26 protein-coding genes are annotated in these 25,440 nt (G+C 72.1%); 13 read left to right on the top strand and 13 right to left on the bottom strand.

Annotated features, from left to right (window positions below; all coding sequences use genetic code 11):
- Positions 1-35: 35 nt before the first annotated feature.
- The gene (nucS, locus tag ACIP4Y_RS28320) at positions 36-707 is read right to left on the bottom strand and encodes an endonuclease NucS (protein WP_358640089.1); all 672 of its coding nucleotides are present in this window, start codon (positions 705-707) and stop codon (positions 36-38) included.
- Positions 708-982: 275 nt separating this feature from the next.
- On the opposite strand from nucS, the gene ACIP4Y_RS28315 reads away from it, so the two are divergent.
- The gene (locus tag ACIP4Y_RS28315; RefSeq protein ID WP_317445441.1) at positions 983-1,375 is read left to right on the top strand and encodes an SCO5389 family protein; all 393 of its coding nucleotides are present in this window, start codon (positions 983-985) and stop codon (positions 1,373-1,375) included.
- 117 nt (positions 1,376-1,492) lie between these two features.
- Here ACIP4Y_RS28315 and ACIP4Y_RS28310 read toward each other — a convergent pair whose 3' ends face one another.
- Positions 1,493-2,521 carry an LLM class flavin-dependent oxidoreductase gene (locus ACIP4Y_RS28310; protein ID WP_401398557.1) on the bottom strand — a complete coding sequence of 343 codons (1,029 nt, stop codon included), beginning with the start codon at positions 2,519-2,521 and terminating at the stop codon, positions 1,493-1,495.
- A 231-nt stretch (positions 2,522-2,752) separates the two neighbouring features.
- Here ACIP4Y_RS28310 and ACIP4Y_RS28305 point away from each other — a divergent pair, with 231 nt between their 5' ends.
- Entirely contained in the window at positions 2,753-3,085 is a 333-nt protein-coding gene (locus ACIP4Y_RS28305) for an ATP/GTP-binding protein (protein WP_401398555.1), read from the top strand.
- Positions 3,086-3,098: 13 nt separating this feature from the next.
- Here ACIP4Y_RS28305 and ACIP4Y_RS28300 read toward each other — a convergent pair whose 3' ends face one another.
- The 4 genes from ACIP4Y_RS28300 to ACIP4Y_RS28285 all read right to left on the bottom strand — a co-directional run bounded on the left by ACIP4Y_RS28300 (position 3,099) and on the right by ACIP4Y_RS28285 (position 7,195).
- Positions 3,099-3,983 (bottom strand): ABC transporter permease subunit, encoded by an 885-nt coding sequence (locus ACIP4Y_RS28300; RefSeq protein WP_401398553.1) that lies wholly within the window; start codon positions 3,981-3,983, stop codon positions 3,099-3,101.
- The gene (locus ACIP4Y_RS28295) at positions 3,980-5,332 is read right to left on the bottom strand and encodes an ABC transporter ATP-binding protein (protein WP_401398551.1); all 1,353 of its coding nucleotides are present in this window, start codon (positions 5,330-5,332) and stop codon (positions 3,980-3,982) included. Before ACIP4Y_RS28295 ends, ACIP4Y_RS28300 begins: the two co-directional genes overlap by 4 nt.
- A gap of 132 nt (positions 5,333-5,464) precedes the next feature.
- On the bottom strand, positions 5,465-6,238 hold the full coding sequence (locus tag ACIP4Y_RS28290) for an ABC transporter permease (RefSeq protein ID WP_401398549.1): 774 nt from the start codon (positions 6,236-6,238) through the stop codon (positions 5,465-5,467).
- A gap of 3 nt (positions 6,239-6,241) precedes the next feature.
- Entirely contained in the window at positions 6,242-7,195 is a 954-nt protein-coding gene (locus tag ACIP4Y_RS28285) for an ATP-binding cassette domain-containing protein (protein ID WP_358640077.1), read from the bottom strand.
- Positions 7,196-7,297: 102 nt separating this feature from the next.
- Between ACIP4Y_RS28285 and ACIP4Y_RS28280 the strand changes: the two genes are divergently transcribed.
- Positions 7,298-8,815: a PQQ-binding-like beta-propeller repeat protein gene (locus tag ACIP4Y_RS28280; protein WP_401398547.1), complete on the top strand. Its 1,518-nt coding sequence runs from the start codon at positions 7,298-7,300 to the stop codon at positions 8,813-8,815.
- Between the two features lie 65 nt (positions 8,816-8,880).
- Here ACIP4Y_RS28280 and ACIP4Y_RS28275 read toward each other — a convergent pair whose 3' ends face one another.
- The 3 genes from ACIP4Y_RS28275 to mce form a co-directional block, all read right to left on the bottom strand.
- Entirely contained in the window at positions 8,881-9,816 is a 936-nt protein-coding gene (locus tag ACIP4Y_RS28275; protein WP_189306135.1) for a cellulose-binding protein, read from the bottom strand.
- Positions 9,817-10,003: 187 nt separating this feature from the next.
- Positions 10,004-14,104, bottom strand: a complete 4,101-nt coding sequence (scy, locus tag ACIP4Y_RS28270) for a polarized growth protein Scy (RefSeq protein ID WP_401398544.1) — start codon at positions 14,102-14,104, stop codon at positions 10,004-10,006.
- Positions 14,105-14,310: 206 nt separating this feature from the next.
- The gene (mce, locus tag ACIP4Y_RS28265; protein WP_358640070.1) at positions 14,311-14,751 is read right to left on the bottom strand and encodes a methylmalonyl-CoA epimerase; all 441 of its coding nucleotides are present in this window, start codon (positions 14,749-14,751) and stop codon (positions 14,311-14,313) included.
- 149 nt (positions 14,752-14,900) lie between these two features.
- On the opposite strand from mce, the gene ACIP4Y_RS28260 reads away from it, so the two are divergent.
- The 3 genes from ACIP4Y_RS28260 to ACIP4Y_RS28250 all read left to right on the top strand — a co-directional run bounded on the left by ACIP4Y_RS28260 (position 14,901) and on the right by ACIP4Y_RS28250 (position 18,468).
- A complete protein-coding gene (locus ACIP4Y_RS28260) occupies positions 14,901-16,100 on the top strand; it encodes an acetyl-CoA C-acetyltransferase (protein ID WP_358640068.1) in 1,200 nt (399 codons plus the stop codon).
- Between the two features lie 51 nt (positions 16,101-16,151).
- A complete protein-coding gene (gene meaB, locus ACIP4Y_RS28255; RefSeq protein WP_358640066.1) occupies positions 16,152-17,108 on the top strand; it encodes a methylmalonyl Co-A mutase-associated GTPase MeaB in 957 nt (318 codons plus the stop codon).
- 145 nt (positions 17,109-17,253) lie between these two features.
- Complete coding sequence (locus tag ACIP4Y_RS28250) at positions 17,254-18,468, top strand: MFS transporter (RefSeq protein ID WP_401398541.1); 1,215 nt, start codon at positions 17,254-17,256, stop codon at positions 18,466-18,468.
- 40 nt (positions 18,469-18,508) lie between these two features.
- Here the strand turns inward: ACIP4Y_RS28250 and ACIP4Y_RS28245 are convergent, their stop codons facing one another.
- From ACIP4Y_RS28245 to ACIP4Y_RS28230, 4 genes are all read right to left on the bottom strand, one after another.
- Positions 18,509-18,985, bottom strand: a complete 477-nt coding sequence (locus ACIP4Y_RS28245; RefSeq protein WP_030339333.1) for a MarR family winged helix-turn-helix transcriptional regulator — start codon at positions 18,983-18,985, stop codon at positions 18,509-18,511.
- A gap of 92 nt (positions 18,986-19,077) precedes the next feature.
- Entirely contained in the window at positions 19,078-19,887 is an 810-nt protein-coding gene (locus ACIP4Y_RS28240) for an AIM24 family protein (protein ID WP_401398539.1), read from the bottom strand.
- Positions 19,884-20,534, bottom strand: coding sequence for an AIM24 family protein (locus ACIP4Y_RS28235; protein ID WP_401398537.1), 651 nt, complete (start codon positions 20,532-20,534; stop codon positions 19,884-19,886). The genes ACIP4Y_RS28240 and ACIP4Y_RS28235 overlap by 4 nt, the downstream gene beginning before the upstream one ends.
- A gap of 1 nt (position 20,535) precedes the next feature.
- Positions 20,536-21,168 carry an AIM24 family protein gene (locus tag ACIP4Y_RS28230; protein WP_401398739.1) on the bottom strand — a complete coding sequence of 211 codons (633 nt, stop codon included), beginning with the start codon at positions 21,166-21,168 and terminating at the stop codon, positions 20,536-20,538.
- 154 nt (positions 21,169-21,322) lie between these two features.
- Here ACIP4Y_RS28230 and ACIP4Y_RS28225 point away from each other — a divergent pair, with 154 nt between their 5' ends.
- From ACIP4Y_RS28225 to ACIP4Y_RS28195, 7 genes are all read left to right on the top strand, one after another.
- Entirely contained in the window at positions 21,323-21,667 is a 345-nt protein-coding gene (locus ACIP4Y_RS28225; RefSeq protein WP_358640057.1) for a DUF3817 domain-containing protein, read from the top strand.
- Complete coding sequence (locus ACIP4Y_RS28220) at positions 21,664-21,957, top strand: MTH1187 family thiamine-binding protein (RefSeq protein ID WP_014675047.1); 294 nt, start codon at positions 21,664-21,666, stop codon at positions 21,955-21,957. Before ACIP4Y_RS28225 ends, ACIP4Y_RS28220 begins: the two co-directional genes overlap by 4 nt.
- Before the next feature lie 147 nt (positions 21,958-22,104).
- Positions 22,105-22,854: a hypothetical protein gene (locus ACIP4Y_RS28215; protein WP_401398534.1), complete on the top strand. Its 750-nt coding sequence runs from the start codon at positions 22,105-22,107 to the stop codon at positions 22,852-22,854.
- Positions 22,851-23,531, top strand: a complete 681-nt coding sequence (locus tag ACIP4Y_RS28210; RefSeq protein WP_401398532.1) for a DUF4166 domain-containing protein — start codon at positions 22,851-22,853, stop codon at positions 23,529-23,531. The genes ACIP4Y_RS28215 and ACIP4Y_RS28210 overlap by 4 nt, the downstream gene beginning before the upstream one ends.
- A complete protein-coding gene (locus ACIP4Y_RS28205) occupies positions 23,528-24,181 on the top strand; it encodes a TetR/AcrR family transcriptional regulator (protein ID WP_358640052.1) in 654 nt (217 codons plus the stop codon). The genes ACIP4Y_RS28210 and ACIP4Y_RS28205 overlap by 4 nt, the downstream gene beginning before the upstream one ends.
- A gap of 292 nt (positions 24,182-24,473) precedes the next feature.
- The gene (locus ACIP4Y_RS28200) at positions 24,474-24,983 is read left to right on the top strand and encodes a MarR family transcriptional regulator (protein WP_358640051.1); all 510 of its coding nucleotides are present in this window, start codon (positions 24,474-24,476) and stop codon (positions 24,981-24,983) included.
- Between the two features lie 43 nt (positions 24,984-25,026).
- Positions 25,027-25,365 (top strand): DUF3817 domain-containing protein, encoded by a 339-nt coding sequence (locus tag ACIP4Y_RS28195; RefSeq protein WP_358640050.1) that lies wholly within the window; start codon positions 25,027-25,029, stop codon positions 25,363-25,365.
- The last annotated feature ends 75 nt before the right edge of the window (positions 25,366-25,440 follow it).

Below are 25,440 nucleotides of genomic sequence, written 5' to 3'. Positions count from 1 at the left end.
GGTCGCAGCGGGGAAAGCAGGACCGGGTCGGCGGGCTAGAACAAGCGGAGCTTGTCGTCCTCGATGCCGCGCAGGGCGTTGTAGTCCAGGATCTGGCAGTTGATGCCGCGGTCGGTGGCGAGGACGCGGGCCTGGGGCTTGATCTCCTGGGCGGCGAAGATGCCGCGGACCGGCGCGAGGTGCGGGTCGCGGTTGAGCAGCTCGAGGTAGCGCGTGAGCTGCTCGACGCCGTCGATCTCACCCCTGCGCTTGATCTCGACCGCGACCGTCTGGCCGTCGGCGTCCCGGCAGAGGATGTCCACGGGGCCGATCGCGGTCATGTACTCGCGGCGGATGAGGGTGTAGCCCTCGCCGAGCGTCTCGATGCGGTCGGCCAGGAGTTCCTGGAGGTGCGCTTCCACGCCGTCCTTGATCAGACCCGGGTCCACCCCGAGTTCGTGCGAGGAGTCGTGGAGGATTTCCTCCATCGTGATGATCAGTTTCTCGCCCGCCTTGTTGACGACCGTCCACACGCCCTCGTCCTCGCCCGTCCCCTCCTTCAGGGTGCAGGGCGGCGACATCCAGTTGAGCGGCTTGTACGCCCGGTCGTCGGCGTGGATGGAGACGCTGCCGTCCGCCTTGACCAGGATCAGGCGCGGCGCCGAGGGCAGGTGGGCGGTGAGCCGGCCGGCGTAGTCGACCGAGCATCGGGCAATGACGAGACGCATGGTCGGCAACGCTACTCGACGCCCGCCGGTGCTCGCGATCCGCCCGCCCCGCTCCCTGTGGATCGCCCCATTTATCCCTTGAAACTCTTGTTCATCCCTGGCCGATTGTGGGCGTAACGGGACCGCTCCATATACGCATTCTGCTGGTGTGGTCACCTACCGTTGCCTACCGTAGGGACGGGAGGTTGCGGCCCGTGTACCGAGCGTGTTCGAAATCGCGAACTCCCTTATCTGTCCGGCAACCCCTGCGCCTCGGGGGTGCGAGAGGAGAACCCATGTCGCTCGACGTCTCACCGGCCCTACTCGAACAGGCCGAGCGAGGCGAGGTCGACGAAGCAGCATTCGTCGACTGCGTCCGGACCTCCCTGCCCTACGCATGGGAGATGATCAGCTCCCTGGTGGCCCAGCTGAAGGTGGACGGCGGCTCCTTCGCCGACAACCAGACGCCCCCGCCGGACGAGCAGGCGCGCGGTCAGCTGCTGCGTGCGCTCGCGAGTGACGCCATACGCGGCGCGCTGCAGCGGCACTTCGGTGTGCGGCTGGCCTTCCAGAACTGCCACCGCGTGGCGGTGTTCCCGCTGGACGCCTCGGTGGACGAGACGTTGGCCCGCTTCACGTCGGTGCGCAGCCAGTTGCTGAACCAGTCGCCGGAGCTTCGGGACTGCTGACGCGCGCTTTCGGTACGGCCGGGCCGGGGAGCCGCCGGCTTGCCGCTCCACCCGTGGGAGGTGCATGCAGTACCGGGGCGGCAAGCCCCCAGGTGGCCCCCGCGGGGGAGTCGGAGGTCAGCGCAGCTGAGGCAGCACCTCGGCGCCCAGGCGCCGCAGGTTCTCCTCGGTGGCCGCGAGGTCGCCCGAGCCCTCCACCAGGAGGGCGAAGCGGGAGATGCCGGTGCGCTCCGAGGTGGCGGCGAGCCGGTCGGCCGCCAGCCGCGGGGTGCCCACCGGGTGCAGCCCGCAGAGCAGTTCGGTGTAGGCGTGCGGGTCGCGCATCGTGCGCGCCCGTCCGTCCACCGTCACATGAGCCGCGAGTCCCTCTTTCAGCCACCCCGGCATCGCCTTCGTCAGCGTCTCGACGGCGTCCGTGCGCCGGTCGGCGAGCTGGCAGACCCCGGCCGAGACGTGGGCGGCGTCCGCGATCTCCTCGGCCGGCCGGCCCGCCGCCCGGGCGCAGCGCCGCCACAGGGCGACCATCTCGGCCTTCTCCTCGTCCCCGACGTGCATGCCGAGCAGCATCGGCAGCCCGCGCTCGGCGGCCAGCCGTACGCTCGCCGGTGAGGTGCAGGCGAGGACGACCTCCGGGCCGGGGGTCTCCGTCAGGGCCTCGGACGGACGGGGTACGACCGGCACCTCGCGGAAGGAGAACCGCTCGCCGGAGGCCGCCACGGACGGTTCGCTCAGCCAGCGCAGCAGCAGATCGAGGGACTCCGGGAACCCGTGTTCGTACGCCTGCAGTCCCGTGCCGAACACCTCCAGGTCGACCCAGGGGCCGCCGCGCCCGACGCCCAGCGAGAACCGCCCGCCGCTGGTGAGGTGGAGCAGCGCGGCCTGCTCGCCGAGGGCGACCGGGTGGGCCGTGGGCAGTACGCTGACCGCCGTACCGACCCGGATGCGGCGGGTGCGGCCGAGCAGCAGCGCGGCCAGGGTCACCGCGGACGGGCATGTGCCGTAGGGCACGAAGTGGTGCTCGGCGAGCCACACCGCGTCCAGCCCGGACTGCTCTGCGACCTCGGCCGAGCGGACCGCCCGGTGCAGGGCTTCCCCGGGGCCCTGGCCCGGGAACTGGGCCGCCAGCACAAAACTTCCTACGTGCATCGCATTTCCTGCTTCCTTGGCTCCGACCCGGAGCTCCCCCACCCGGCATAACCGTCTGACACGTGCCCAGGACACGGCCTGGCGGAGAGATTTGCGGATTGTCTGCAGAATGGGTCGCCCTGGAGGGGGACTTGTACGGGTTGGTTCCTTGCACGTACCCACGCGTACCCCCGCGGCGACGCGTAGGCTGGACGGAGCCCGTGCTTCCTGTATAGCCCCGAGAGGTGCCCCGTGTCCCCGCGTCACAACCGACCGAAGGCAGCCGGATCGTCGGGCCGGAGCGCCGAGGACGATCGCGCCGGCCGGTACGGCGGCTGGCAGTCCACCGAGAACTGGCAGGGCGAGGACTGGAGCGTGCGGCATGTCGCCGGGGCCGGCGCGGGGGGCAAGACCTACCGCTGCCCTGGCTGCGACCAGCTGATCCCCTCCGGCGTCCCGCACGTGGTGGCCTGGCCGGAGCACGCGGGCGTCGACGACCGCCGGCACTGGCACAAGGCCTGCTGGAACGCGAAGGACCGCCGCACCACGCGGGTGCAGCGGTCCCGTAACGCGCCGAGATTCTGAGTCCGGGCCGGGCTCACACGTCCCGGCTCTGCAGCAGCGAGTACGCGCCCGCGTACACCGCCGCCGCCACCACGAGCATGATCCACAGCGGGTCCCAGCCGGACGGTCCCGACTCCGAGAGGGAGTTGGTGTAGAAGACGCTCAGCTGGTTGGGGATCGAGTACTCGAACAGCCACTCGCGCAGCTTGTAGAGCGACTCGGTGGCCATGAACATCGCGAGCACGAGCGGCGCGAGGACCACGCCGATCATGATGGTGATGGCGCCCGCGGAGTGCCGGATCACCGAGCCGATCAGCAGCGAGACCAGGCCGAGCAGCGCCATGTAGAGGCTGACGCCGACGGTGGCCTTGAGCCAGTCCCCGCCGGACGGGGTCCGCGCGCCGGTGTTCTCCAGCATGGACGCCTGGACCATGGCCACGAAGGCGGAGGCGGCCAGGGTGACGGCGAAGGCGACGGCGAAGAACACGATCGACTTGGCGGCGAGCACCCGGGCCCGGCTGGGGCATGCCGTCATCGTCGTACGGATCATGCCGGTGCCGTACTCCGAGGCCGTGGTCAGCACGCCGAGCGTGATGATGCAGATGCTGCCGACGAGCAGGCCGAAGAAGCCGAACGACAGCGGGTTCTCGCCGGACAGGCTCTCGGAGTCGGAGTGGGCCTCGATCAGGGCGCCGGCCAGCAGGCCGATGCCGACGACGAGCACGATGAACACGCCGAGCGTCCACATCGTCGAGCGCACCGACTTGATCTTCGTCCACTCGGCGGCCAGCGCGTGCCCGAGGTGGGTGCGCACGACCGGGATGGGCGAGGTGTAGCCGGGGTACGGCCCGCCGGGCGCCGCCTGCCAGTCGGGCGCGGCGGCCGGGGCCTGCGGCATCGGGGGCTGGTGGGTGCTCATCGGGCGTCCTCGTGCTGGGTCGGGTCGGCGGGGGCGGAGGCGGCGGGCGCCGGGGCGGCCGCGGGGGCCGGGGGAGCGGCGGCGGGCACGGGCGGGGCCGCGGGGGCCTGCGCGGCGGCCGGCGCCTCCTTGGTCAGCACCGGCGGCTGAGCCTGCGGCGCGGGGGCGGCCGACGGGGCCTGCGCGGCCGGAGCGGCGGGCTGGGCGGCCGGGGGCGCGGGCTGGGCCGGTGCGGCCGGCTGGGCGTACGGGTTGGCCGCCACCGGCGCCGTACCCGCCCCCGGAGCACCGCCGTACAGCCCCGCGGCGGGCGGCTGGCCGCCCTGCTGGGGCGGCGGCGGGGCGTACCAGCCGGGCTGGCCCTGGCCGGGGACCGGCATGGGCGGCTGGGCACCGGGCGGCAGCGGCTGCTGGAGGCCCGCCTTCTGGTCGACCGTGGAGCGGTAGTCCACGGCGCCCTGCGTCATCCGCATGTACGCCTCCTCCAGCGAGGCCTGGTGCGGGGACAGCTCCCACAGCCGGACGTCCGCCTCGTGCGCGAGGTCGCTGATGCGGGGCAGCGGCAGCCCGGTCACCCGCAGCGCGCCGTCCTGCTCGGGCAGCACGTGCCCGCCCGCCTCGGTGAGCGCCGAGGTCAGCTTCTCGCGCAGCTGCGGCTCGGTGTCGGGGGTGCGCACACGCGCGAAGTCGGCGGAGTTGGCCGAGATGAAGTCCTTCACGCTCATGTCGGCGAGCAGCTGGCCGCGCCCGATCACGATGAGGTGGTCGGCGGTCAGCGCCATCTCGCTCATGAGATGGGAGGAGACGAAGACCGTACGGCCCTCGGCCGCGAGGGCCTTCATCAGGTTGCGGACCCAGAGGATGCCCTCGGGGTCGAGGCCGTTGACCGGCTCGTCGAAGAGCAGCACCTGCGGGTCGCCGAGCAGCGCGGCGGCGATGCCGAGGCGCTGGCCCATGCCGAGCGAGAAGCCCTTGGAGCGCTTCCTGGCCACACCCTGGAGGCCGACGACACCGAGCACCTCGTCCACGCGGCGGGCCGGGATGCCCGACATCTGGGCGAGGCTCAGCAGGTGGTTGCGGGCGGTCCGGCCGCCGTGCACGGCCTTGGCGTCGAGCAGCGCGCCGACCTGCCGGGGGGCGTTGGGCAGCTTGCGGTACGGGTGGCCGCCGATGGTGACCGACCCGGACGTGGGGTTGTCCAGCCCGAGGATCATCCGCATCGTCGTGGACTTGCCCGAGCCGTTCGGCCCGAGGAAGCCGGTGACGGCTCCTGGCCGCACCTGGAAGGAAAGGTTGTACACGGCGGTCTTGTCGCCGTAGCGCTTGGTCAGGCCGACAGCCTCGATCATGCTCCGCACCCATCGAAAGGTTCAGGACAGCGGGGCACACGCCCCCGTAAGGGTTAGGAGGATATCGAGGCGCTGACGGTTCCGCCCAAGAGAGGGTAAAGCCCAGAGCATTACGTGCCGTGACCGCCGGATCTACTGGGCGTCCCGGCGCCGGAGGAGAATGTAGCCGCCCGCCAGCGCGGCGAGCACCCACAGCGCCATGATCCCGAGCCCGGCCCACGGCCCGTACGGCGTGTCGTCGCCCAGCCGGGGGACCACCTGCATGATCCGGCTGCCGGCCTGGTCGGGCAGGAAACGGCCGATCCTCTTCGTGGCGTCGACGTTGCCGAGGATGTTGGAGATCAGGAAGAAGAACGGCATCAGGATGCCGAGGGACAGCATCGGCGAGCGCAGCATCGCGGCGACGCCCATGGAGAACATCGCGATCAGCATCATGTAGAGCCCGCCGCCGAACACCGCGCGCAGCACTCCGGGGTCGCCGATGGCGGCCCGGTGGGAGCCGAGCATGGCCTGGCCGAGGAGGAACGCGGCGAAGCTCGTCACCATGCCGACGGCGAGCGCGAGCACGGCGGCCACCGCGACCTTGCAGCACAGGAAGGTGCCGCGCTGCGGTACGGCGGCCAGGGAGACCCGGATCATGCCGGTGCTGTACTCGTTGGAGACGACCAGCACGCCGAACACGATCATCGCGAGCTGGCCGAGGGTCATGCCCGCGAAGCTGATCACCGTGGGATCGAAGGAGAGCCGCTCCCGCACGGGCATGTTCTCGTACTGACTGTTCGACAGTGCGGAGATCAGCGTGCCGAGGGCGACGGTGACCACCACGGCCAGCGACAGCGTCCACACCGTGGACGCCACCGACCGGATCTTGGTCCACTCGGACCGGATGACCTGCACGGCCGCCATGGCTCAGGCCCCCTTCCAGCCGGCGCCCCAGTCCTGCGGGACCGCGGCGGGCCCGGCGTGCGCGTGGTACTCCACGGTGTCCGCCGTCAGCTGCATGAACGCCTCCTCCAACGAGGCCTGCTGCGGGCTCAGCTCGTGCAGCACGAGCCCGTTGCGCGCGGCCAGTTCACCGATCTGCTCGGCCTTGCCGCCGGCCACCTCCAGTGCCCCGCCGCCCGCCTCCACGACGGTGATCCCCGCCTGGTGCAGCACGTCGAGCAGCCGCTCGCGCTGCGGGGAGCGGATCCGCACGTACGACCGCGAGTTCGCCCGGACGAAGTCGGCCATCGAGGTGTCCGCGAGCAGCCGGCCCCGCCCGATGACCACCAGATGATCGGCCGTCAGCGCCATCTCGCTCATCAGATGGCTGGACACGAACACCGTCCGGCCCTGCGCGGCCAGCGACTTCATCAGGTTCCGGATCCAGTGGATGCCCTCCGGGTCCAGCCCGTTCACCGGCTCGTCGAACATCACGATCCGCGGGTCCCCGAGCAGTGCGGCGGCGATCCCGAGCCGCTGCCCCATGCCGTACGAGAACCCCTTGGCCTTCTTCCGCGCCACGGCGGTCAGCCCCACGGTCTCCAGCACCTCGGCCACCCGGCTCCGCGGGATGCCGTTGCTCTGCGCGAGGCACAGCAGGTGGTGGTAGGCGCTCCGGCCGCCGTGCACGGCCTTGGCGTCCAGCAGGGCGCCGATGTACGTCAGCGGGTCCTTGAGCCGGTCGTAGTGCGTGCCGTCGATGCGGACGTCGCCGGCCGTGGGGTGGTCGAGCCCGAGGATCATCCGCATGGTGGTGGACTTCCCGGCCCCGTTGGGTCCCAGAAACCCCGTCACGACGCCCGGCCGGACGGCGAAGGTGAGGTGGTCGACCGCCACTTTGTCGCCGTACCGCTTGGTCAGCCCCTCCAGCTCGATCATGCCGCCACGCTAGGACGGGCTCCGGGCGGCTGCCACTCGAGCGGTCGCGGTATGCTCCAGCCTCCTTGATCGGCGCGGGGGGTGCCGGGGGTCGGGACACGGGTGGGGGACACGGTGGTCCAGGACGGCAGACCGCGCGCGGGGTGGCGGGCGGGCGCAGCGGTGACGGCCGCCGGGGCCGCGGCCGGGCTCGCGGTGGAGTTCCACGTCCTGGGCTGGACGTCCGTCCCGGGCGGCTCCTGCGGCGGCCGGTACCGGCCCTGCCCCGACGGCACCACCCCCACGCTCGTCCTGGCGTTCGCGCTGACCTTCGCCGGCTACCTCGCCCTGCTGCTCGCCATCGGAAGGTTCACCGACCGGCGCCCGGGCAAGGGCCTGCCCGCCGTCCTCGCCGTCACCGGCGTGCTGCTCGCCCTGTGGCCCGGATGGCAGGCGTACCTGTGGATGCGCGGACCGGTGCTGGACCTCGCCTGGCAGGCCGACCGGGACCGGCCGTCGAGCGTACGGGCCGAGGGCGTGTGGACCGTGGGCGAGCACGGCTCGACCGTGGTCCGGGTGCGCAGTGACGCGCTGGTCGCCTACGACGCCCACGACGGCGACCGCCGCTGGACGCTGCGGGCGCCGGTGCGCGAGTCGGTGTGCGGGATGAGCGAGCAGGTCGCCGACGGCGTCGGCCTGGTCGCCTTCGCCAGCTTCGAGCACCCCTGTGACACCGTGTGGGGCGTCGACACCCGCACCGGCCGCAGGCTGTGGGAGCGGAAGTTCAAGGGCGTCGCCGGGTTCACCTCGGGCAGCGACGGCCTGCTCGCGGCCGACGGGGACGTGGCCCTCGCTCTCACCGACACCGGGGTGCGGGCGTACGGCCTCACCGACGGCCGGCCGCGCTGGACCGCGGGCCTGCGCGGGAAGACGGCCGGCGAGACGTGCGCCCCGGACGTCGTCTCCGCGGCCGGCGGCACCGCGCGGGTCGTGGTGACCTGCCAGGCCGGGGAGCAGGGCAGCGGGCGGGTGGTGACCCTGGACGAGGCCACCGGCAGACAGCGCGGCAGCCGGGCGCTGCCCGTGGAGAGCCCGGTCGACACGGCCATGGTGGTCAGTGCCGAACCGTTCACCCTGCTGCTGGAGGAGCGCGACGAGCGCGGTGTCGCGGCCGTCCTCGCCTACCCCGGCGACGGCGACCCGGTGCGCATCCCGCTCTCCACCGACGACGAGGACCTGCTCCTGCGCCAGATCTCCGGCGAGGGCTTCACCGCACGGCCCGCCCTGACGGCGACGGTCAGCGGGAACACCCTCGTCGTCGCCGCCGCCGAGCCGGGCGGCTACGGCGCCGACCACGTCTCGGCCTACGCCCTGCGCGACGGACGCCGGCTGTGGCGGGCCGGGGTGGACGGGGTCGCCGGGCTGGTGACCGCGGGCCGCGACCGGGTGGCCGTCCTCGGCGGGAACGGCCGGCTGTGGACCTTCGCGACGGCCGACGGGGACCGCATCGGCGAGGACGACGGGATCATGGTCCGCACCAACCGGCTCGCCGCCCGCACCCGGCTCCTGCACGCGGACGGCACCTGGATCGTCGTCAACGGCGAGGGCACGAAGGAGCCGCCCCTGTACGGCCTGCGCTAGGCAACGGCCAAGGGGCGGCGGGACTCGGCCCACCACCCCTCGGAGCGTCGTACGACTGCCCGGATTCAGCGGGACTGCTGCGCCGGCACGCCCCGGGAGATCGGCTCGTCGTCGGTGGACGTGCCGGCCGCGGCCACCGCGGCACCGGTCAGCGTGGCGAGCATCTCGCGGACGTTCGTCAGCTGGGCGTTGATGCTGTCGCGGCGGTTGGTGAGCGCCGCCAGCTCCCGCTCGGACTCCGAACGGATCCGGTCGGCCTTGGCGTTGGCGTCGGCCACGATGTCCTCGGCCTGGCGCTGGGCGGTCTCCACCGTCTGGCGGGCCCGGCGCTCGGCGTCCGTGCGCAGCTTCTCCGCCTCCAGGCGCAGCTGCTCGGCGCGGTGCTCGATCTCCGCGAGGCGCTTCTCGGCCTTCTGCTGACGCGAGGCCAGGTCGCGCTCGGACTGCTCGCGACGCTTGGCCAGGTTGGTCTCGAAGTCGGCGGCGGCCTGCGCGGCCTTGGCGCGGGTCTCCTCGAAGAGGGCGTCCGCCTCCTCGCGCTTGGACTGCGCGTCCTTCTGGGCCTCGGCGCGCAGCTGGGCCGCGTCGGCCTTGGCCTTCTCGACGATCCGGACGCCCTCGTCCTCGGCCTTGGCCTTGCGCTCGGCCGCGTACGACTCGGCGTCGTTGCGGACCTGCTGGGCCGCCGACTCGGCGAGGTCGCGGTGCTGCTCGGCCGCCCGCCGGGCCTCCTCACGCAGCTCCTTTGCCTCTTCCTCGGCCAGGCGCAGGATCTTCTCGACCCGCGCACCGAGACCCGCGTACGACGGCTCGGCGTCGGTGATCTGGGCCTGGGCGTTCTGGGTTTCGAGGTGCAGCTCCTCGATGCGCTTCTCCAGAGCGGTGATGCGGGCGAGAGCGCTGTCACGGTCGGAGACGAGCTTGGAGATACGTTCGTCCACCTGAGCGCGGTCGTACCCACGCCGCACAAGCTCGAAGCCGTAGGGGGAAGTGTCGCTCATGGGGTTCCTGTCGAATGAGACCGGTGAGTGAGGTGATAGAGGGAATCCTAGGGGCCGAAGCGGTGTGTCATCGAGCGGATACGATTTTGATCTGGAGAATGGCACCTCTTTTGAGTGGCTGACGGTCGCACGGCTTGCCAACTACACGGGCAAAGCACCCAGAAGACACCGGATCGCACCTCCAGCGCTAGCTCTCCGACGATTTGCCACCCGAACGGGGGGCGCCCACCGTGGCGCCCGCCTTGACTCCGTTGTCCTTGCCGGAGGTGGGGGCCTCGAAGGATTCCAGGGCCTCCAGGACGTCCTGGACACGCGAGATCTCGGCGTTGATGTCCTCGCGCCGGCGCACCAGGATCTCCAGCTCCCGCTTGCCCTCCTCGACCGTGCGCCGGGCCTCGCGGACGGCCTCCGCCTTCAGCTCCTCGGCCTCCTTGACCAGGCGGGCCTTCTTCTGTTCGGCCTCCTTGAGCAGCCCCTCCGCCTTCTTCACCGCGGCGATCCGCACCTTGCCGGCCTCGGAGTTGGCCTCCGAGACCAGCTCCTTGGCCTTGGCCTCGGCCTTCGCCAGCTGCTCCTCGGCGGCCTTGATGAGCGCGTCGCACCGGTCGCCGGTGGACTTCATCGTCTCGGCGGCCTCGCGGCGGGCCCGCTCGTGCAGCTCCTCGATCTCGCTGGTGATGCGGTCGCGCAGCTCCTCCGCGCGCTGCCGGATCGCGGTGGCGTCCCGGCGGGCGCCGACCAGCAGCTCGTCCGCGTCCGTACGGGCCTTCTCCACCAGCGAGTTGCCCTCGATGGTCGCCTCGGAGACGATCCGGTCGGCCTCACTGCGGGCCGCGCCGACCATCGTGTCGGCCTGCGACTCGGCGTCCGCGGTGGTCTTCAGCGCCTGCTGCTGCGCCTCGGTGAGCAGCTTGTCGGCCTCCGCCGTGGTCTCCGTGATGAGCTTGTCGACCTGCTCGGCCGCCTCCGAGCGCCGCTTGTTGGCGTCCTTGCGGGCCTCGTCCAGGGTCCGCTCGGCCTGCTCGCGCGCGGAGTTGACGAGCCGTTCGGCCTCCGCCTCCGCGTCCGCCTTCGTCCGCTCGGCCTCGGCGCGCAGCCGCTCCGCGTGCGCCTGCGCGGAACCGACCGTCTCGGCGGCATCGGCGCGCAGCCGCTCGGCCTCGTCGGTGGCCTCCCCGAGCAGCTGCTCGGCCTCGGCGAGCGCCTCGGCACGGACCCGGTCGGCTTCCGCGACGGTTTCGTTCTGGAGCCGTTCGGCCTCGTTGCGGGCCTCGGTGATGAGGGTGTCGGCCTGGGTCGCCGCGTCGGAGCGGATGCGGTTGGCGTCCTCGCGGGCCTCCGCCCGGGTACGCGTCGCCGCCTCGTTGGCCTCGGTGAGCGTCTCGGACGCCTCCGTGCGGATCCGCTCGGCCTGGGCGGCGGTCTCCGCCTGCAGCTGCTCGGCCTCGGCGAGCGCCTCGGCACGGACCCGGTCGGCTTCCGCGACGGTTTCGTTCTGGAGCCGTTCGGCCTCGTTGCGGGCCTCGGTGATGAGGGTGTCGGCCTGGGTCGCCGCGTCGGAGCGGATGCGGTTGGCGTCCTCACGGGCGTCCGCCCGGGTACGGGCCGCCGTCTGGTCGGCCTCGGCGAGCGCGTCCGACGCCTCGGTGCGCACCCGCTGGGCGTACTCGCCCGCGTCCGCGCGCAGCCGCTCGGCCTCGGCGATCGCCTCCGCCATCGTCCGCTCGGCCAGCGCCTTGGCGGCCTCCGACTCCTCGTTCGCCTCGCGCCGGATCCGGGAGGCGTCCTCGCTCGCCCGCTCCCGCTCGGCGTAGGCGTCGGCGCGGACCCGGTCCGCCTCCTCCTCGGCCTCCCGCCGGGTACGGTCCGCCGCGTGCTCGGCGGCCGAACGCAGCCCGGTGATCTCCTCCTGCGCCTGCTCGTGCAGCCCGGCGACGGAGTCCCGCACCTGCTGGGCGTGCTGCTCGGCGGCGGCCACCATCTCCGTGGCCCGCCGGTCGGCCTCCTCCACCAGACGGGTGGCCTCGGCCTGCGCCTCCTCCACGCGCTTGCGGGCGGAGGCCAGCAGCTCCTCGCTCTGCTCGCGGGCCCGCTGCCGCTCCTGGCCGGCCTCCTCGCGGGCGGCGCCGAGGAGTTCCTCGGCCTCGCGGCGGCGCCGGGCGGCCTCCTCCTGCGCGGCGGCCAGCGTCTCGGACGCCTCGGTGCCCAGCCGCTCGGCGGCGGCCTGTGCCTCGGCGCGCACCCGGTCGGCGGTGTCCTGGGCCTCCGCCTTGAGCCGCTCGGCCTCGGCGGCGGCCTCGGACCGCAGCCGTACGGCGATGGCCTCGCCCTCGGCGCGGGAGGCGGACGCGTCGGACGCCGCCTCGTTCCGCAGCCGATCGGCCTCGGCCTCGGCCTGCTGCTGGAGCGTACGGATCCGCTCGGCGGCCTCCGCGCGCAGCCGCTCGGTCTCCTCGCCGGCCTCCCGGCGGATCCGGGACGCCTCCTCCCGGGCGTCGGTCAGTGCCTGCTCGGCCGAGGCGAGCCGCTCCTGTGCCTCGGCCTGGAGCCGGGTCAGCTCCCGGGCTGCCTCGGTACGGCGGGCCTCGACGGCCTTCTCGGTCTCCTCGCGCAGCTCCCGCGCGGCCTTCTCGGCGTCCGCCTGGACCTTCTCGGCCTGCTCGGCGGCCTCCGCGCGCAGCCGCTCGGCCTCCTTGCGGGTGCGCTCCAGGGTCTCCTCGGCCTGCCGGCGCAGCGCGGTGGCCCGCTCGATGGCCTCGGTGCGGACCTTCTCGCTGTCGGCGGTCGCGGTCTGCCGCAGCTCGTCGGCGTCCGCCTTGGCCTTGGCCAGCAGCTCCTCGGCGGACCTGGCCGCCTCCTCGATCTGGGCCACCGCCTCCCGGCGGGCCTCGGCGCGGATCGACTCGCCCTCGGCGACCGCGTCGGCACGCAGCTGCTCGGCCTCGCCGCGCAGCCGGCGGGCCTCCTCCTGCAGCTCGACCGTCTTGGCGCGGTACTCCTTGGTGTCGTCCTTGGCCGCGCCCTTGAGCTGCTCGGCGATGTCGTGCGCCTCGGCGCGCAGCCGGTCCGCCTCGGCCTCGGCCTCCGAACGGATCCGCTCGGCCTCCTCGGCGGCGGCCCTGGTGGTCTTCTGGGCGTCCTCGGACGCCTTGTTGAGGACCTCCTCGGCGGTCCTCGCCGCCTTCGACAGCTGGGTGGCCGTCTCCTCGGCGGTGATCGAGCGGGCCTTCTCGGCGGCCTCGGCGACGATCTTCTCGGCCTCGGCGCGGGCGTCCGCGACCAGCTGCTCGGCCTCCGACTTGGTGTTCTCGGCCTCCTTGGTGGCCTCCTCCACCAGCCGGGCGACCTGCTCCTTGGCCGTCCGGGTGCGCGTCTCGTTGGCGGCCTCGGCGGTGGCGAGGGCCTTGGCGGCGGCCTCCTTCGCCTCGGTGACCACCTTCTCGGCCTCGGCCTGCGCCTTGCGCAGCGCCTCCTCGGCCGCCGTCATCCGCTCCTCGGCGGCCCGGCTCAGCTCGGCGGCCTGCCGGCGGGCCGTGTCCGACTCGGTGACCGTGGCCGTACGCAGCTGCTCGGCGTGCTCGGTGGCCTCCTGCGCCTGCGTGGAGGCGGCGTTCAGCAGCCGCTCGGCGTCCGTGCGGGCCCGGCGCAGGATCTGCTCGGCCTCCGTACGCGCCGCCTCGGCCTCGCTCTGCAGCCGCTCCCGGGCCTCCCGGGTCAGCCGCTCGGCCTCCGCGCGGGCGGCGGCCATCGCCTGCTCGGCCTCCGCGCGGGACTCCTCCAGCAGCCGGCGGGCCTGCTGCTCGGTGCGGGCCCGCAGCTGCTCGGCCCACGCCACGTTCTCGTTGACGTGCGACTCGACGGTGGCCCTGCGCTCGGCCAGCTCCTGGTCCAGCTGCTGGCGGCGGGTCACCGCCTCCTGGTGCAGCTCGGCCTGGAGCCGGGCGGCCTGCTCGGCGTGTTCCTGCAGGATGCGCTGGGTCTGCGCGCGGGCCTGGCTCAGCTCCCGCTCGGCGTCCTGGCGCAGCTGCTCGGCCTGCATCTGGGCGTTACGGAGCAACTGCTCGGCCTGGTAGCCGATGTCACCCGCGTCGTAGGCGGGCCGGGTCATGAGGGTGCGGCGCGCCTCGTGCAGCTTGGCGCGCAGCACCTCGACCTGGTAGCCGAGGTCCTCGGCGTGCTGGATCGCCTTCTCCCGCTCGGTCCTCAGCCGCTTCATCTCGGCCTCGAACCGAGAGAGGTGGTCGACGTCAGCCGCCGGCTCTCGCTCCTGGCTCTCGTAGCCCCGCACTGCGCGGTCCCATCCGTCCCCTGGTCAGCTTCTGCAACGAGCTCCGTCCATCCGCCGAACGGGGCCCCCGGGGAATGGTGTCAGACAGACGGCGGAGCACGGGCTGCTGCCCCGACGCTCGCCCCCCGAAACCCGGACCCCGGCATGCGGTCGTCCCGGTGAAAGGGACGACCGCCCCCAACCCTACCGGCCCCTATGTACGGGGGTCAGTGCTCAGGTGACTCAACAGGGGCCGAAGTGACCAGTTCTGTCAGAACGCCATGGCAGTCCTTGGGGTGCAGGAAGGTGATCCGCGACCCCATGGAGCCGCGCCGTGGCTCTTCGTAGAGCACCCGGATGCCCTTGCCGCGGATCTCCTCGGAGTCCGTGTCGACGTCCGCCGTGCCGAAGGCGATGTGGTGGACGCCCTCCCCGTTCTTGGCCAGCCACTTGCCGACCGCCGAGTCCTCGCGGGTCGGTTCCAGCAGCTGGAGGTAGGAGGCGCCGCCGTCCGAGGTCTCGTTGATCTTGAGCATGGCCTCGCGCACGCCCTGCTCCTCGTTGACCTCGGTGTGGAACACCTCGAAGCCGTACGTGGCCCGGTAGAACTCGACGGTCGCGTCGAGGTCGTGGCAGGCGATCCCGATGTGGTCGATTCGCGTCAGCATGAATTCAGTGCAGCGCTCCCGGGGTGGTTACGCAACGTGCGCGCGATCACACCGACAGGCCGGTGACGCCGTGTCCAACCGCTCAGTACATTCGAAGTAAACCCTCGTTCACTCCTCGGCTGTGTTCAGCTGGAAGGGGATCGCACCTCATGTCTTCTGGAACGACCAGCTCGGTGATCGTCGCGGGCGCCCGGACGCCCATGGGGCGACTGCTGGGCTCGCTGAAGTCCTTCTCCGGAGCCGACCTGGGCGGCTTCGCGATCAAGGCCGCCCTCGACCGTGCGGGGATCGGCGGCGACCAGGTGCAGTACGTCATCATGGGCCAGGTGCTCCAGGCCGGCGCGGGCCAGATCCCGGCCCGCCAGGCCGCGGTCAAGGCCGGCATCCCGATGAACGTCCCGGCGCTCACCATCAACAAGGTGTGTCTGTCCGGCCTCGACGCGATCGCCCTCGCCGACCAGCTGATCCGCGCCGGCGAGTTCGACATCGTCGTGGCGGGCGGCCAGGAGTCCATGACCAACGCCCCGCACCTGCTGCCCAAGTCCCGCGACGGCTTCAAGTACGGCGCGGTGCAGATGCTGGACGCGATGGCCTACGACGGCCTGACCGACCCGTGGGAGAACATCCCCATGGGCGAGTCCACCGAGAAGCACAACACCCGCCTCGGCATCGGCCGCGCCGAGCAGGACGAGATCGCCGCCCTGTCCCACCAGCGGGCCGCCGCCGCCCAGAAGAACGGCCTGTTCGAGGCCGAGATCACCCCGGTGGAGATCCCGCAGCGCAAGGGCGACCCGGTGCTGTTCAGCAAGGACGAGGGCATCCGCGGCGACACCACCGCGGAGTCCCTGGGCAAGCTGCGCCCGGCCTTCGCCAAGGACGGCACGATCACGGCCGGCTCCTCCTCGCAGATCTCGGACGGTGCGGCGGCCGTGGTCGTGATGAGCAAGGCCAAGGCCGAGGAACTGGGCCTGGAGTGGCTCGCGGAGATCGGCGCCCACGGCAATGTGGCCGGCCCGGACAACTCCCTGCAGTCCCAGCCGTCCAACGCCATCCAGCACGCCCTGAAGAAGGAGGGCCTGGACGTCTCCGACCTGGACCTCATCGAGATCAACGAGGCCTTCGCCGCCGTCGCCGTGCAGTCAATGAAGGACCTCGGCGTGTCCACGGAAAAGGTGAACGTCAACGGTGGCGCGATCGCGCTGGGGCACCCGATCGGCATGTCCGGCGCCCGGCTCGTGCTCCACTTGGCGCTGGAGCTCAAGCGGCGCGGCGGCGGCGTCGGCGCGGCGGCGCTGTGCGGCGGCGGTGGCCAGGGTGACGCGCTGATCGTGCGGGTACCGAAGGCCTGAGGTCCCGTAGGTCTCGTGCAGCGGTACGTCGGTGAAGTGAACGGAGCTGTGATGCAGGACGTCTCCTCTCTGGTGGCCCAGGCCAGGGAAGGCCGGCCGCGGGCCGTGGCCCGGCTGATCTCCTTGGTGGAGGGGGCGTCCCCGCAGCTCAGGGAGGTGATGGCGGCGCTGGCGCCGCTGACCGGCAACGCCTATGTGGTGGGCCTGACCGGCTCGCCCGGCGTCGGCAAGTCCACCTCCACCTCCGCGCTCGTCACCGCGTACCGCAAGCAGGGCAGGCGGGTCGGCGTCCTGGCCGTCGACCCCTCGTCGCCGTTCTCCGGCGGCGCCCTGCTCGGCGACCGGGTCCGGATGTCGGACCACGCCTCCGACCCCGGTGTCTACATCCGCTCGATGGCGACCCGCGGCCACCTCGGCGGCCTCGCCTGGGCGGCCCCGCAGGCCATCCGGGTGCTGGACGCGGCGGGCTGCGACGTGATCCTGGTGGAGACGGTCGGCGTGGGCCAGTCGGAGGTCGAGATCGCCTCCCAGGCGGACACCTCCGTGGTGCTGCTGGCGCCCGGCATGGGCGACGGCATCCAGGCGGCGAAGGCCGGGATCCTGGAGATCGGTGACGTCTACGTCGTCAACAAGGCAGACCGGGACGGCGCCGACGCGACCGCCCGCGAGCTGAACCACATGCTGGGCCTGGGCGAGTCCCGCGGCCCCGGCGACTGGCGCCCGCCGATCGTCAAGACGGTCGCGGCCCGCGCGCAAGGCGTCGACGAGGTCGTGGAGGCCCTGGAGAAGCACCGGGCCTGGATGGAGGAGCGGGGCGTCCTCGCCGAGCGCCGCAAGGCCCGCGCGGCCCGCGAGGTGGAGACCATCGCCGTCACCGCGCTGCGCGAGCGCATCGGCGACCTGCACGGGGACCGCCGCCTGAGCGCCCTCGCCGAGCGGATCACCGCCGGTGAACTGGATCCCTACCGCGCGGCGGACGAGCTGGTCGCGGGCCTGACGCAGGGCTGAGGGCTCGCCGACCCGGTGGTCACACCGCTAGCGTGACGGGCATGTTCCTCTTCTTGGCGTAGAGCGCACCCGGGATCGCGGGGCCGAGCGACGGCCACCGCGCCCTTCGGTGTCCCTCTTCCGCCTCTCCCAGGGGAACTTCCGCGTGTCCACGCACCTTTCGCGGCCCTCCTACGCCGCTGTCCTGCGCGTCCCGCATGCGCGCCGCGCCTTCACCGCCGCCCTGACCGCCCGCCTGTCCTACGGCACGGTCGCCCTCGCCGTCCTGCTGTCCGTCTCCCGGGCCACCGGGTCCTGGGCCGTGTCCGGCACCGTGCTGTCCCTGTTCGGCGCCAGCACGGTCTTCCTGATGCCGCTGCGGGCCTCGCTGATCGACCGGCACGGCCCGCGCCGGGCCCTGCTGCCCATGTCGGCGCTGTACGGCGCCCTGCTAAGCGTCCTGGCGGCCCTCACCTGGCGGCCCGGAGCCCCGGCAGGGCTCATCGCCGTGTCCGCCGCCCTGGCCGGGGCCTGCGCGCCGCCGCTGGGCCCGACCATGCGCGCCCTATGGTCCGAACTGGTCGCGGACCGGGGCCTGGTGCAGCGCGCCTACAGCCTCGACGGCGTCGCCGAGGAACTGCTGTACGTCTCCGGTCCGGCACTGGTCGGCGCGCTCATGGGTTTCGCCCCGCCGGCCGCCGGGATCCTGCTGAGCGCGGCCCTGAACGTGGCGGGCACCTGCGGTTTCGTCACCTCCCCGGTACTGCCCGGCCCGCGCCCGGCGCACCGGCGGGAGCGCCCCGCCGCGGTCCGGGGCCTGCTGCCCCCGGTGGCGGTCGCCCTGGGCGTCGGGCTGGCCCTCAGCTCGGTGGAACTGCTGGTCATGGCCTTCGCCACCGAGCGCTCCTACGACCCCGCCCTCGTCCCCTGGGTGCTGGGCGCGCTCTCGGCGGGCAGCGCGCTGGGCGGTCTGGCCAACGGGGCGGTGCGGTGGCGTACGGCCGCCCGGGCCCGGCTGTGCCGGTTCGCGGCGGCCCTCGGGCTGGTCCTCGCCCTGGCGGGGCTGGCCTCCGACCTGTGGACCCTCACCGCCGCGATGGTCCTCGCCGGCGCGTTCATCGCCCCGGCGCTGACGACGGCGTACCTCCTGGCCGACGAGACGGCGGCGGAGGGTTCCCGGACCCGGGCCGGGGCGTGGGTGAACACCGGGGTGAACGCGGGGAGCTCGGCCGGGGCGCTGGCAGCGGGGCTGCTGATCGGCCGGCTCCCGTTGTCCGTGTGCTTCGCCCTGGCGGGCGCAGCGGCCCTGACCGGGTCGGCTGCGGCGGTCGTGCGGCCGCGGGTCGCGGGTGGCCGGCCGTGCGGTCCCCCGCGCCCCTAGGACCGGAGCGAGCCGCCCGCCACCCTGGGGCCGGCGAGGCTCAGGGGCGCCCCCGCTGCCCCCTCAGGTGCTCGGCGATCGGCTTGAGCGCCTTGTCCAGCTCCATCAGCGCATCCGGCGACAACAAATCGATGAAATGCCGCCGCACCGATGCCACATGGTGCGGCGCGACCTTCTTCATCGTCTCCATGCCGTGCTCCGTGAGCACGGCGTACAGCCCCCGCCGGTCCGACTCGCAGTTTTCACGGCGCACCAGATTCGCGTTCTCCATCCGCGTGATCTGGTGCGAGAGCCGGCTCTTGGACTGCAGGGTCGCGGAGGCGAGGTCGCTCATCCGCATCCGCACGTCGTCCGACTCGGACAGGTTCACCAGGATCTCGTAGTCGTTCATTGTCAGGCCGAACGGCTGCAGATCCTTTTCGAGCTGGTACGTCAACAGCCTGTTGACCTCCAGGTGGGTGCGCCAAGCGCACTGCTCCGCATCGGTCAGCCAGCGCGTGGCCGTCTCGGTCTCCATGAATGAAGTCTACCTAAGAAGTTGAATGACGAACTACTTCGGGTGGTGTGACAGTGCGCACGCGTTCGACGTCACACTCCGCAGACTACCGCTCACAGCCCGAAGCGACGCTGGAGGTCCCCCAGCTGTCCGGGAAGGCGCGGTACGCCCGACGATTGCGGACCGTGTCCACCCGGTGCCGTTCCGCCACCTCCGGGGACCCCCGGTTCGGGCGGAACCGCCCCCGTGGCCGCATCGGCCATCAGGGTCTCCGTCGACTGCAGCAGGACCGTCCCGGCGCCCACGAACTCGAACTGGTGCTCCTCCCCGGAGACCCCGCCGAGGCCCGTCACTGCACGTAGTCCGCCCAGTACACCCGCCATGTACCCGTGGTCGTAGTGATGGCACGGGGACGGGCAGTCGGCCCACCCGACGAGCGCCTGAGGGTCGACCCGGATCGGAGGTTCCATGAACACCACCGGCCCGTTAGATGCGGCCACAAACTTTCCGGTTCCGATAAGGGTCAGAAAACCCGGCACGATCGATTGCTTGAGCGCGAGACTTGGCTGAAAAGCGAGCAGATTGCCCGCGCGAATGGTCAAGTTCCCGTCGTCCAGGTCGTAGGAGTTGACGTCGAAGGCCCGGTCGGCCAGCAGCATCTTGCCGGAGCCCTCCGCCACGACCCAGTCGCTCGCGTGCAGTGGCGAATGGAACGAGGTACGGACAAGTCGGTCGAGTCGCCCGTGCCCGATGCCGTTGAACTCGATCGCCCCGTAGTAGGCGATCATCTTCCCCTTCTGCAGGAACCACTGCCCGCTCTTGAGCTCGACGCAGAAGGTGTACTTGTTCACGTTGTCGTCGACGGGCAGCGTCACCGGGTCGTACACCACCGGTCCGGCGCCCGGCGTTCCGTAGGTGTTCACAGCTTCTCCTCCGACGCCTGGACGTAGACCGTGCCGTTGCCGCTCAGCTCCAGCTGGAAGGCCTCACCGGAGCCCCGGCCCACCATGTCGCGCCAGCCGAGCGCGGTGGACAGCTTGTTGCGGACGTCGCCGTGGTGGGCGACGTAGGCCTGGGGGTCGACGTGGACCGGGCGCTGCGGTGTGATCGGGATCTCGAAGACGCCGCCGTGCGCCATCACGGCCACCGCGCCCTGTCCCTGGAGGGTCGTCGTGAACAGGCCCTGGCCCGTGACCTGGCCCCGCACCATGCCCATGACCCCGCCCTGGGAGCCCATGAACACCGTGCCCTGGCGCAGCGTGCCCTCGAAGGCGAGCAGCCGGTCGGCCTCGACGTAGAGCGTGTCGCCGGAGAGGGTGATCACATGGACGTGGTGGCCGCCGTGCCCGAAGAAGACCGTGCCGCTGCCCTCCACGGTCATCAGCGGGGTCGCCTCGCCGGCCACCCGGCGCCCGATCATGGACATCAGGCCGCCCTGGCCGCCCTGGACGTTGGGGGTGAAGGACACCTCCCCCTTGTAGGCGAGCATCGCCCCGCGCTGGCTGAACAGCCGCTGCCCCGGTGCCACCGTCGCCTCGACCATCTTGGAGTTGATCTCTCGGAAGGTCATGTCACAGGTCCCCCGCGATCGTGTTCCGCTCGCTCGGCTGCACGTACACCAGGCCGTCGCCCTCGAAGCGGATCTGGAAGGCCTCGCCGCCGCCCTCCCCGAGGAGCGTGCGGAACGTCACACCGGACTGGAAGGACTGCCGGACGTTGCCCTGATGGGCCACATAGGCGCCCGGATCGACGATCAGCGGATACTGCGGGCTGACCCGGAGCACGACCGCCGGACCGTCCGAGACGATGGCCGCCTGGCCGTGGCCCTCCACGGTCGTCGTGAACAGGCCGTTGCCCTGCGAGGCCCCGCGCAGCCCCGTGAACGTCGTGCCCGTTCTGAGCCCCGCGTCCGTGGCCAGCAGGTTGCCCGCCTCGACGTAGAGCTTGTCCCCCTGGAGGCTCACCAGGTTGATCTCGGACGCCCGGTCCGCGAACCAGCAGGTCCCGTGCCCTCTCACCTCCATCACCGTCATCTGCTCACCGGTGAGCCGCCGGGTCACCATCCCGCGCAGCCCCTCGCCGCCACCGCTCAGCTTCTTGAAGGCCATCTGCCCGTCGTACGCGACCATCGAGCCGTTCTTCGCCTTGACGGCGTCCCCGGTCATGTCGACGGCAAGGACCTTGCTCCCCTGGAGCCGGAACATCGCCACGCTGCGAAAGTAGCGGCCGGGCGGGTGGACGGAACAGGGCCCATGGGTGGAGACCCACCCTGAGCGGACCCTTAAGGGCGCCGTTTGCCACAATGGGGGAACGCTTGTGCGTGCGTTCACAAACGATTACTCCCACCGAAGGTGACCCGTGGACATCAAGACCGCCACCTCCCTCCGCCGTCTCCGCCTGGTCTCGGCCCCGGAGGCCGTGTCCTTCCTGATCCTGCTCCTCTGCTCGGTGCTGAAGCGGACCACGGACTTCAACGCGGTCCCCGTGATGGGCGCGATCCACGGCGTCCTGTTCGTCCTGTACGTGATCTTCTGGGCGGATGCGTGGAACCGCACCAAGTGGCCGCTGCGGACGGCGGCCCTCTACTTCGTCCTCTCGGTGCTGCCCACCGGCGGCTTCTTCGCCGAGCGCAAGCTGCGCCGCGAGGCCGAGGACGCCGTCATCGCCGCCCGGGCCCGCCAGGAAGGGGTCGTGAACGCATGATCGTCGCCTTCTCCGTGACGCCCCTCGGAGTCGGCGAGGACGTGGGGGAGTACGTCGCCGACGCCGTGCGCGTGGTCCGCGAATCGGGCCTGCCCAACCGCACCGACGCCATGTTCACCTCGATCGAGGGGGAGTGGGACGAGGTCATGGACGTCGTCAAGCGGGCCGTCGCCGCCGTGGAGGCGCGCGCCCCGCGCGTGTCGCTCGTCCTCAAGGCGGACATCCGGCCCGGGGTGACGGACGGACTCACCTCCAAGGTCGAGACCGTCGAACGGCACCTCGCGCAGTAGCCGGCCCGCCCCGGCAGCCCGAACCCCGGTCCTCTGGGCCGGGGTTTTCCCGTCCCCGCTGTTTGAGCGATCGCTCAAAGAGGGTGTAGGTTCGCTGCCAGATGATTTGAGCAGTCGCTCAAACGCCGTGCCCACGTGGGGGAACACATGGGTCTCTACATAGAGACGCACATCCGCGCCGATCTCGGCGAGCTATGGGACCGCACCCAGGACCCGGCCCGGCACCAGCGCTGGGACCTGCGCTTCACCGAGATCCACCACCTCCCGCGCGCGGAGGGCGAACCGCAGCGGTTCCGTTACGCCACCCGGGTACTGCCGTTCCTCACCGTCTCCGGTACCGGCGTCGCCGCCGGCGAGAAGGAACGCCCCGACGGCACCCGCACCTCCGCCCTGCGCTTCGCCTCCCCGCACCCCCTCTCCCTGATCGCCGAGGGCAGCGGCTACTGGCGCTACGTCCCCGACGCCCACGGCGTCCGCTTCCTCACCGGCTACGACTACCGCCCCCGCTGGGGAGCCTTCGGCGCCCTCACCGACCGCCTGCTGTTCCGCCCCCTCATGGGCTGGGCGACCGCCTGGTCCTTCGACCGGCTCCGGCTCTGGCTGGAGCGGGGCATCACCCCCGAGCGGGCCCTGGCCAACTGGCTGGCCGAACTGACCGCCCGCGCGCTCCTGCTCGCCCTGTGCCTGACCGCGCTCGGCCGGGGCTCGCTCCCCGGCCCGGCCCCCCTCGCGGACTCGATGGCCTACCTGTGCCCGCTGCTGCTCGTGCTCGGCATCTTCCTCGCCCTGTTCAAGGCACCCCTCGCCGCAACCCCGGCCGCCCGCCGCTGCCGGCGCGCCCCCGCCACCCTCACCCGCGCGCCCCGGCTGCTGAAGACCCTGGAGAAGCACGGATGACGTCGATCTTCGAGACCGCGATGGGCCCGGACTTCCACCGCCTCCACCCGGCCCTGCGGCGCCGCTTCTCGGTGGGTCTGGCCGGCGGCGAGGCGTGCACCGGCCGGGGTGTGATGGACCGGATCTGGCACGGACCGGCGTTCGTCAGGCCCTTCCTCGTCCTCGGCGCCACCCGCAACATCCTCGTCCCGCGCGTCGGCCGGAACATCCCGTTCGTGATCGAGAACGTGCCGTACGCCGACACCTTCGGCCGTGAGACGGTGAGCTTCGTGCGTACCTTCGACCTCCCCGGCCGAGCCCGCCGCTTCGACGCGCAGATGGTGCTCGACCCCCGGGGCGACCGCGTACTCGACTACCTCGGCACCCACCAGCACCTCGCCAGCGAGCTGCACTTCCACGCCGAGCCCGACGGCTCCCTGCTGATCCGCTCCGGCGAACACCGCTTCCGGGAGGGGCCGGTGGACGTCCGGGTCCCCGAACTCGTCGGCGCCACGGCCGAGGTACGGGAGTCGTACGACGACACGGCCGGCCGCTTCCGCATCCGCGTGCGCGTGGTGAACCGCTGGTTCGGGCCGCTCTTCGGCTACGAGGGCTCCTTCACCGCGTCGTACACCGACGTCCGCGCGCGGGGTGTGCGGCCGGGACTGCGGCCGGTGCGGGAGGAGGCGCGCGCATGAGCCCCGAGACGGCGAAGTCGCAGGAGACCAAGACGAAGCTGCTGGAGGGCGCCCTGCGGACGCTCACCGAACAGGGCATCGCCAAGACGTCGGCCCGTACGGTGGCGGCGGCGGCCGGCGTCAACCAGGCGCTCGTCTTCTACCACTTCGGATCGGTGGACGAACTGCTCGCCGCGGCCTGCCGGTACGGCGCGGAGAAGGCCGTGGGCCGGTACCGGGAGCGGCTCGCCGCGGTGGGCTCGCTGTCCGAACTCCTCGCCGTCGGGCGGGAGATCCACGAGCACGAGCGGGCCGGTGGCCACGTGGCGCTGCTCGGGCAGCTGCTGGCCGGGGCCCCGGCCCACCCCGCCCTCGGGCCGGCCACGGCCGCCGGTCTCCAGCTGTGGATCACCGAGATCGAGCAGGTGCTGCGGCGGGTGCTGGCGGCGACGCCGCTCGGGGAGTTCGCCGATCCGGTGGGGCTGGCGCGGGCCGTGGCGGCGGCGTTCGTGGGGATCGAGTTGTACGAGGGCGTGGACGAGGCGGGGGCGGGCGCGGCGTTGGACGCGCTCGAGCAACTGGGGGCGTTGGTGAGTGCGGTGGAGTCCCTGGGGCCGGTGGCCCAGCGGGCCGTGCGGCTCCATCTGCGCCGGCGGGGGCGGGGCTCCTAGCTCGGCCGGCTCCGGTTCAGGCTCCTGATGTGAGTGCCATCCCCAGGGGTGTCCGTTCGTACAGCACCCGGTGGCCGTAGCGGCGGGCGGTCAGGACCGTGGCGCGGTTGCGGCAGCAGGCGTACCAGGGGCGCGGGGGTCCGGGCGCCGGGGTCGGTCCCCAGGCCGGCGAGGGCGCCGGCCTGGGTGGCCGTGCAGGCGGTGCTGGTGCGGGCGGCCATGGCGAACGTCCGGTGACCGAAACCCGAGACAGAGCTGACCGCCATATGACCGGCCGGTAGGGTCTGAAGACGTGCCGAAGCCTCTCAGCCTTCCCTTCGACCCCATCGCCCGCGCCGACGAGCTCTGGAAGCAGCGCTGGGGAAACGTGCCGTCCATGGCCGCGATCACCTCGATCATGCGGGCCCAGCAGATCCTGCTCGCCGAGGTCGACGCGGTGGTCAAGCCGTACGGGCTGACGTTCGCCCGCTACGAGGCACTGGTGCTGCTCACCTTTTCCAAGGCCGGTGAGCTGCCGATGTCCAAGATCGGCGAGCGGCTGATGGTGCATCCCACGTCCGTGACGAACACCGTGGACCGGCTGGTCAGGTCCGGGCTGGTCGCCAAGCGGCCCAACCCCAACGACGGCCGCGGCACCCTCGCCGTCATCACCGACAAGGGCCGCGAGGTGGTCGACGCGGCCACCCGCGACCTGATGGCCATGGACTTCGGGCTCGGGGTGTACGACGCCGAGGAGTGCCGGGAGATCTTCGCGATGCTCCGCCCGCTGCGGATCGCCGCACACGACTTCGACGAGCAGTGACCCGGGGCAAGATCTCCCGGAACGGGTGGTTACGCTCGACTCCATGAAAAAAAGCGTGCTGACCCGCTACCGCGTCATGGCCTACACCACCGGTGTGCTGCTGGTGCTGCTGTGCCTGAGCATGATCGCGAAGTACGGGCTCGACGTCGACGGTGCCGCCGACTTCACCCGGGTCGTCGCCATCGCGCACGGCTGGCTGTACGTCGTCTACCTGATCTTCGCCTTCGACCTGGGCTCCAAGGCGAAGATGCCGGTCGGACGCCAGCTGTGGGTGCTGCTCGCGGGGACGATCCCCACCGCCGCCTTCTTCGTGGAGCGGAAGATCAGCCGCGAGTTCCAGGCCCGGGTCGCCGACGAGGCCCCGGCCGCCGCCAAGGTCTAGCGGACACCGCCGTACGGATGCCGTGCGGCGGTCTGCCATCGACATTTACTAGGACGTCCTAGTAAATTCGTGGGT

The sequence above is a fragment of the Streptomyces sp. NPDC088810 genome (assembly GCF_044750305.1).
Lineage (GTDB): Bacteria > Actinomycetota > Actinomycetes > Streptomycetales > Streptomycetaceae > Streptomyces.
Note: the sequence above shows the minus strand (reverse complement) of the source record. Positions and strands in the feature narration are given on the sequence as shown.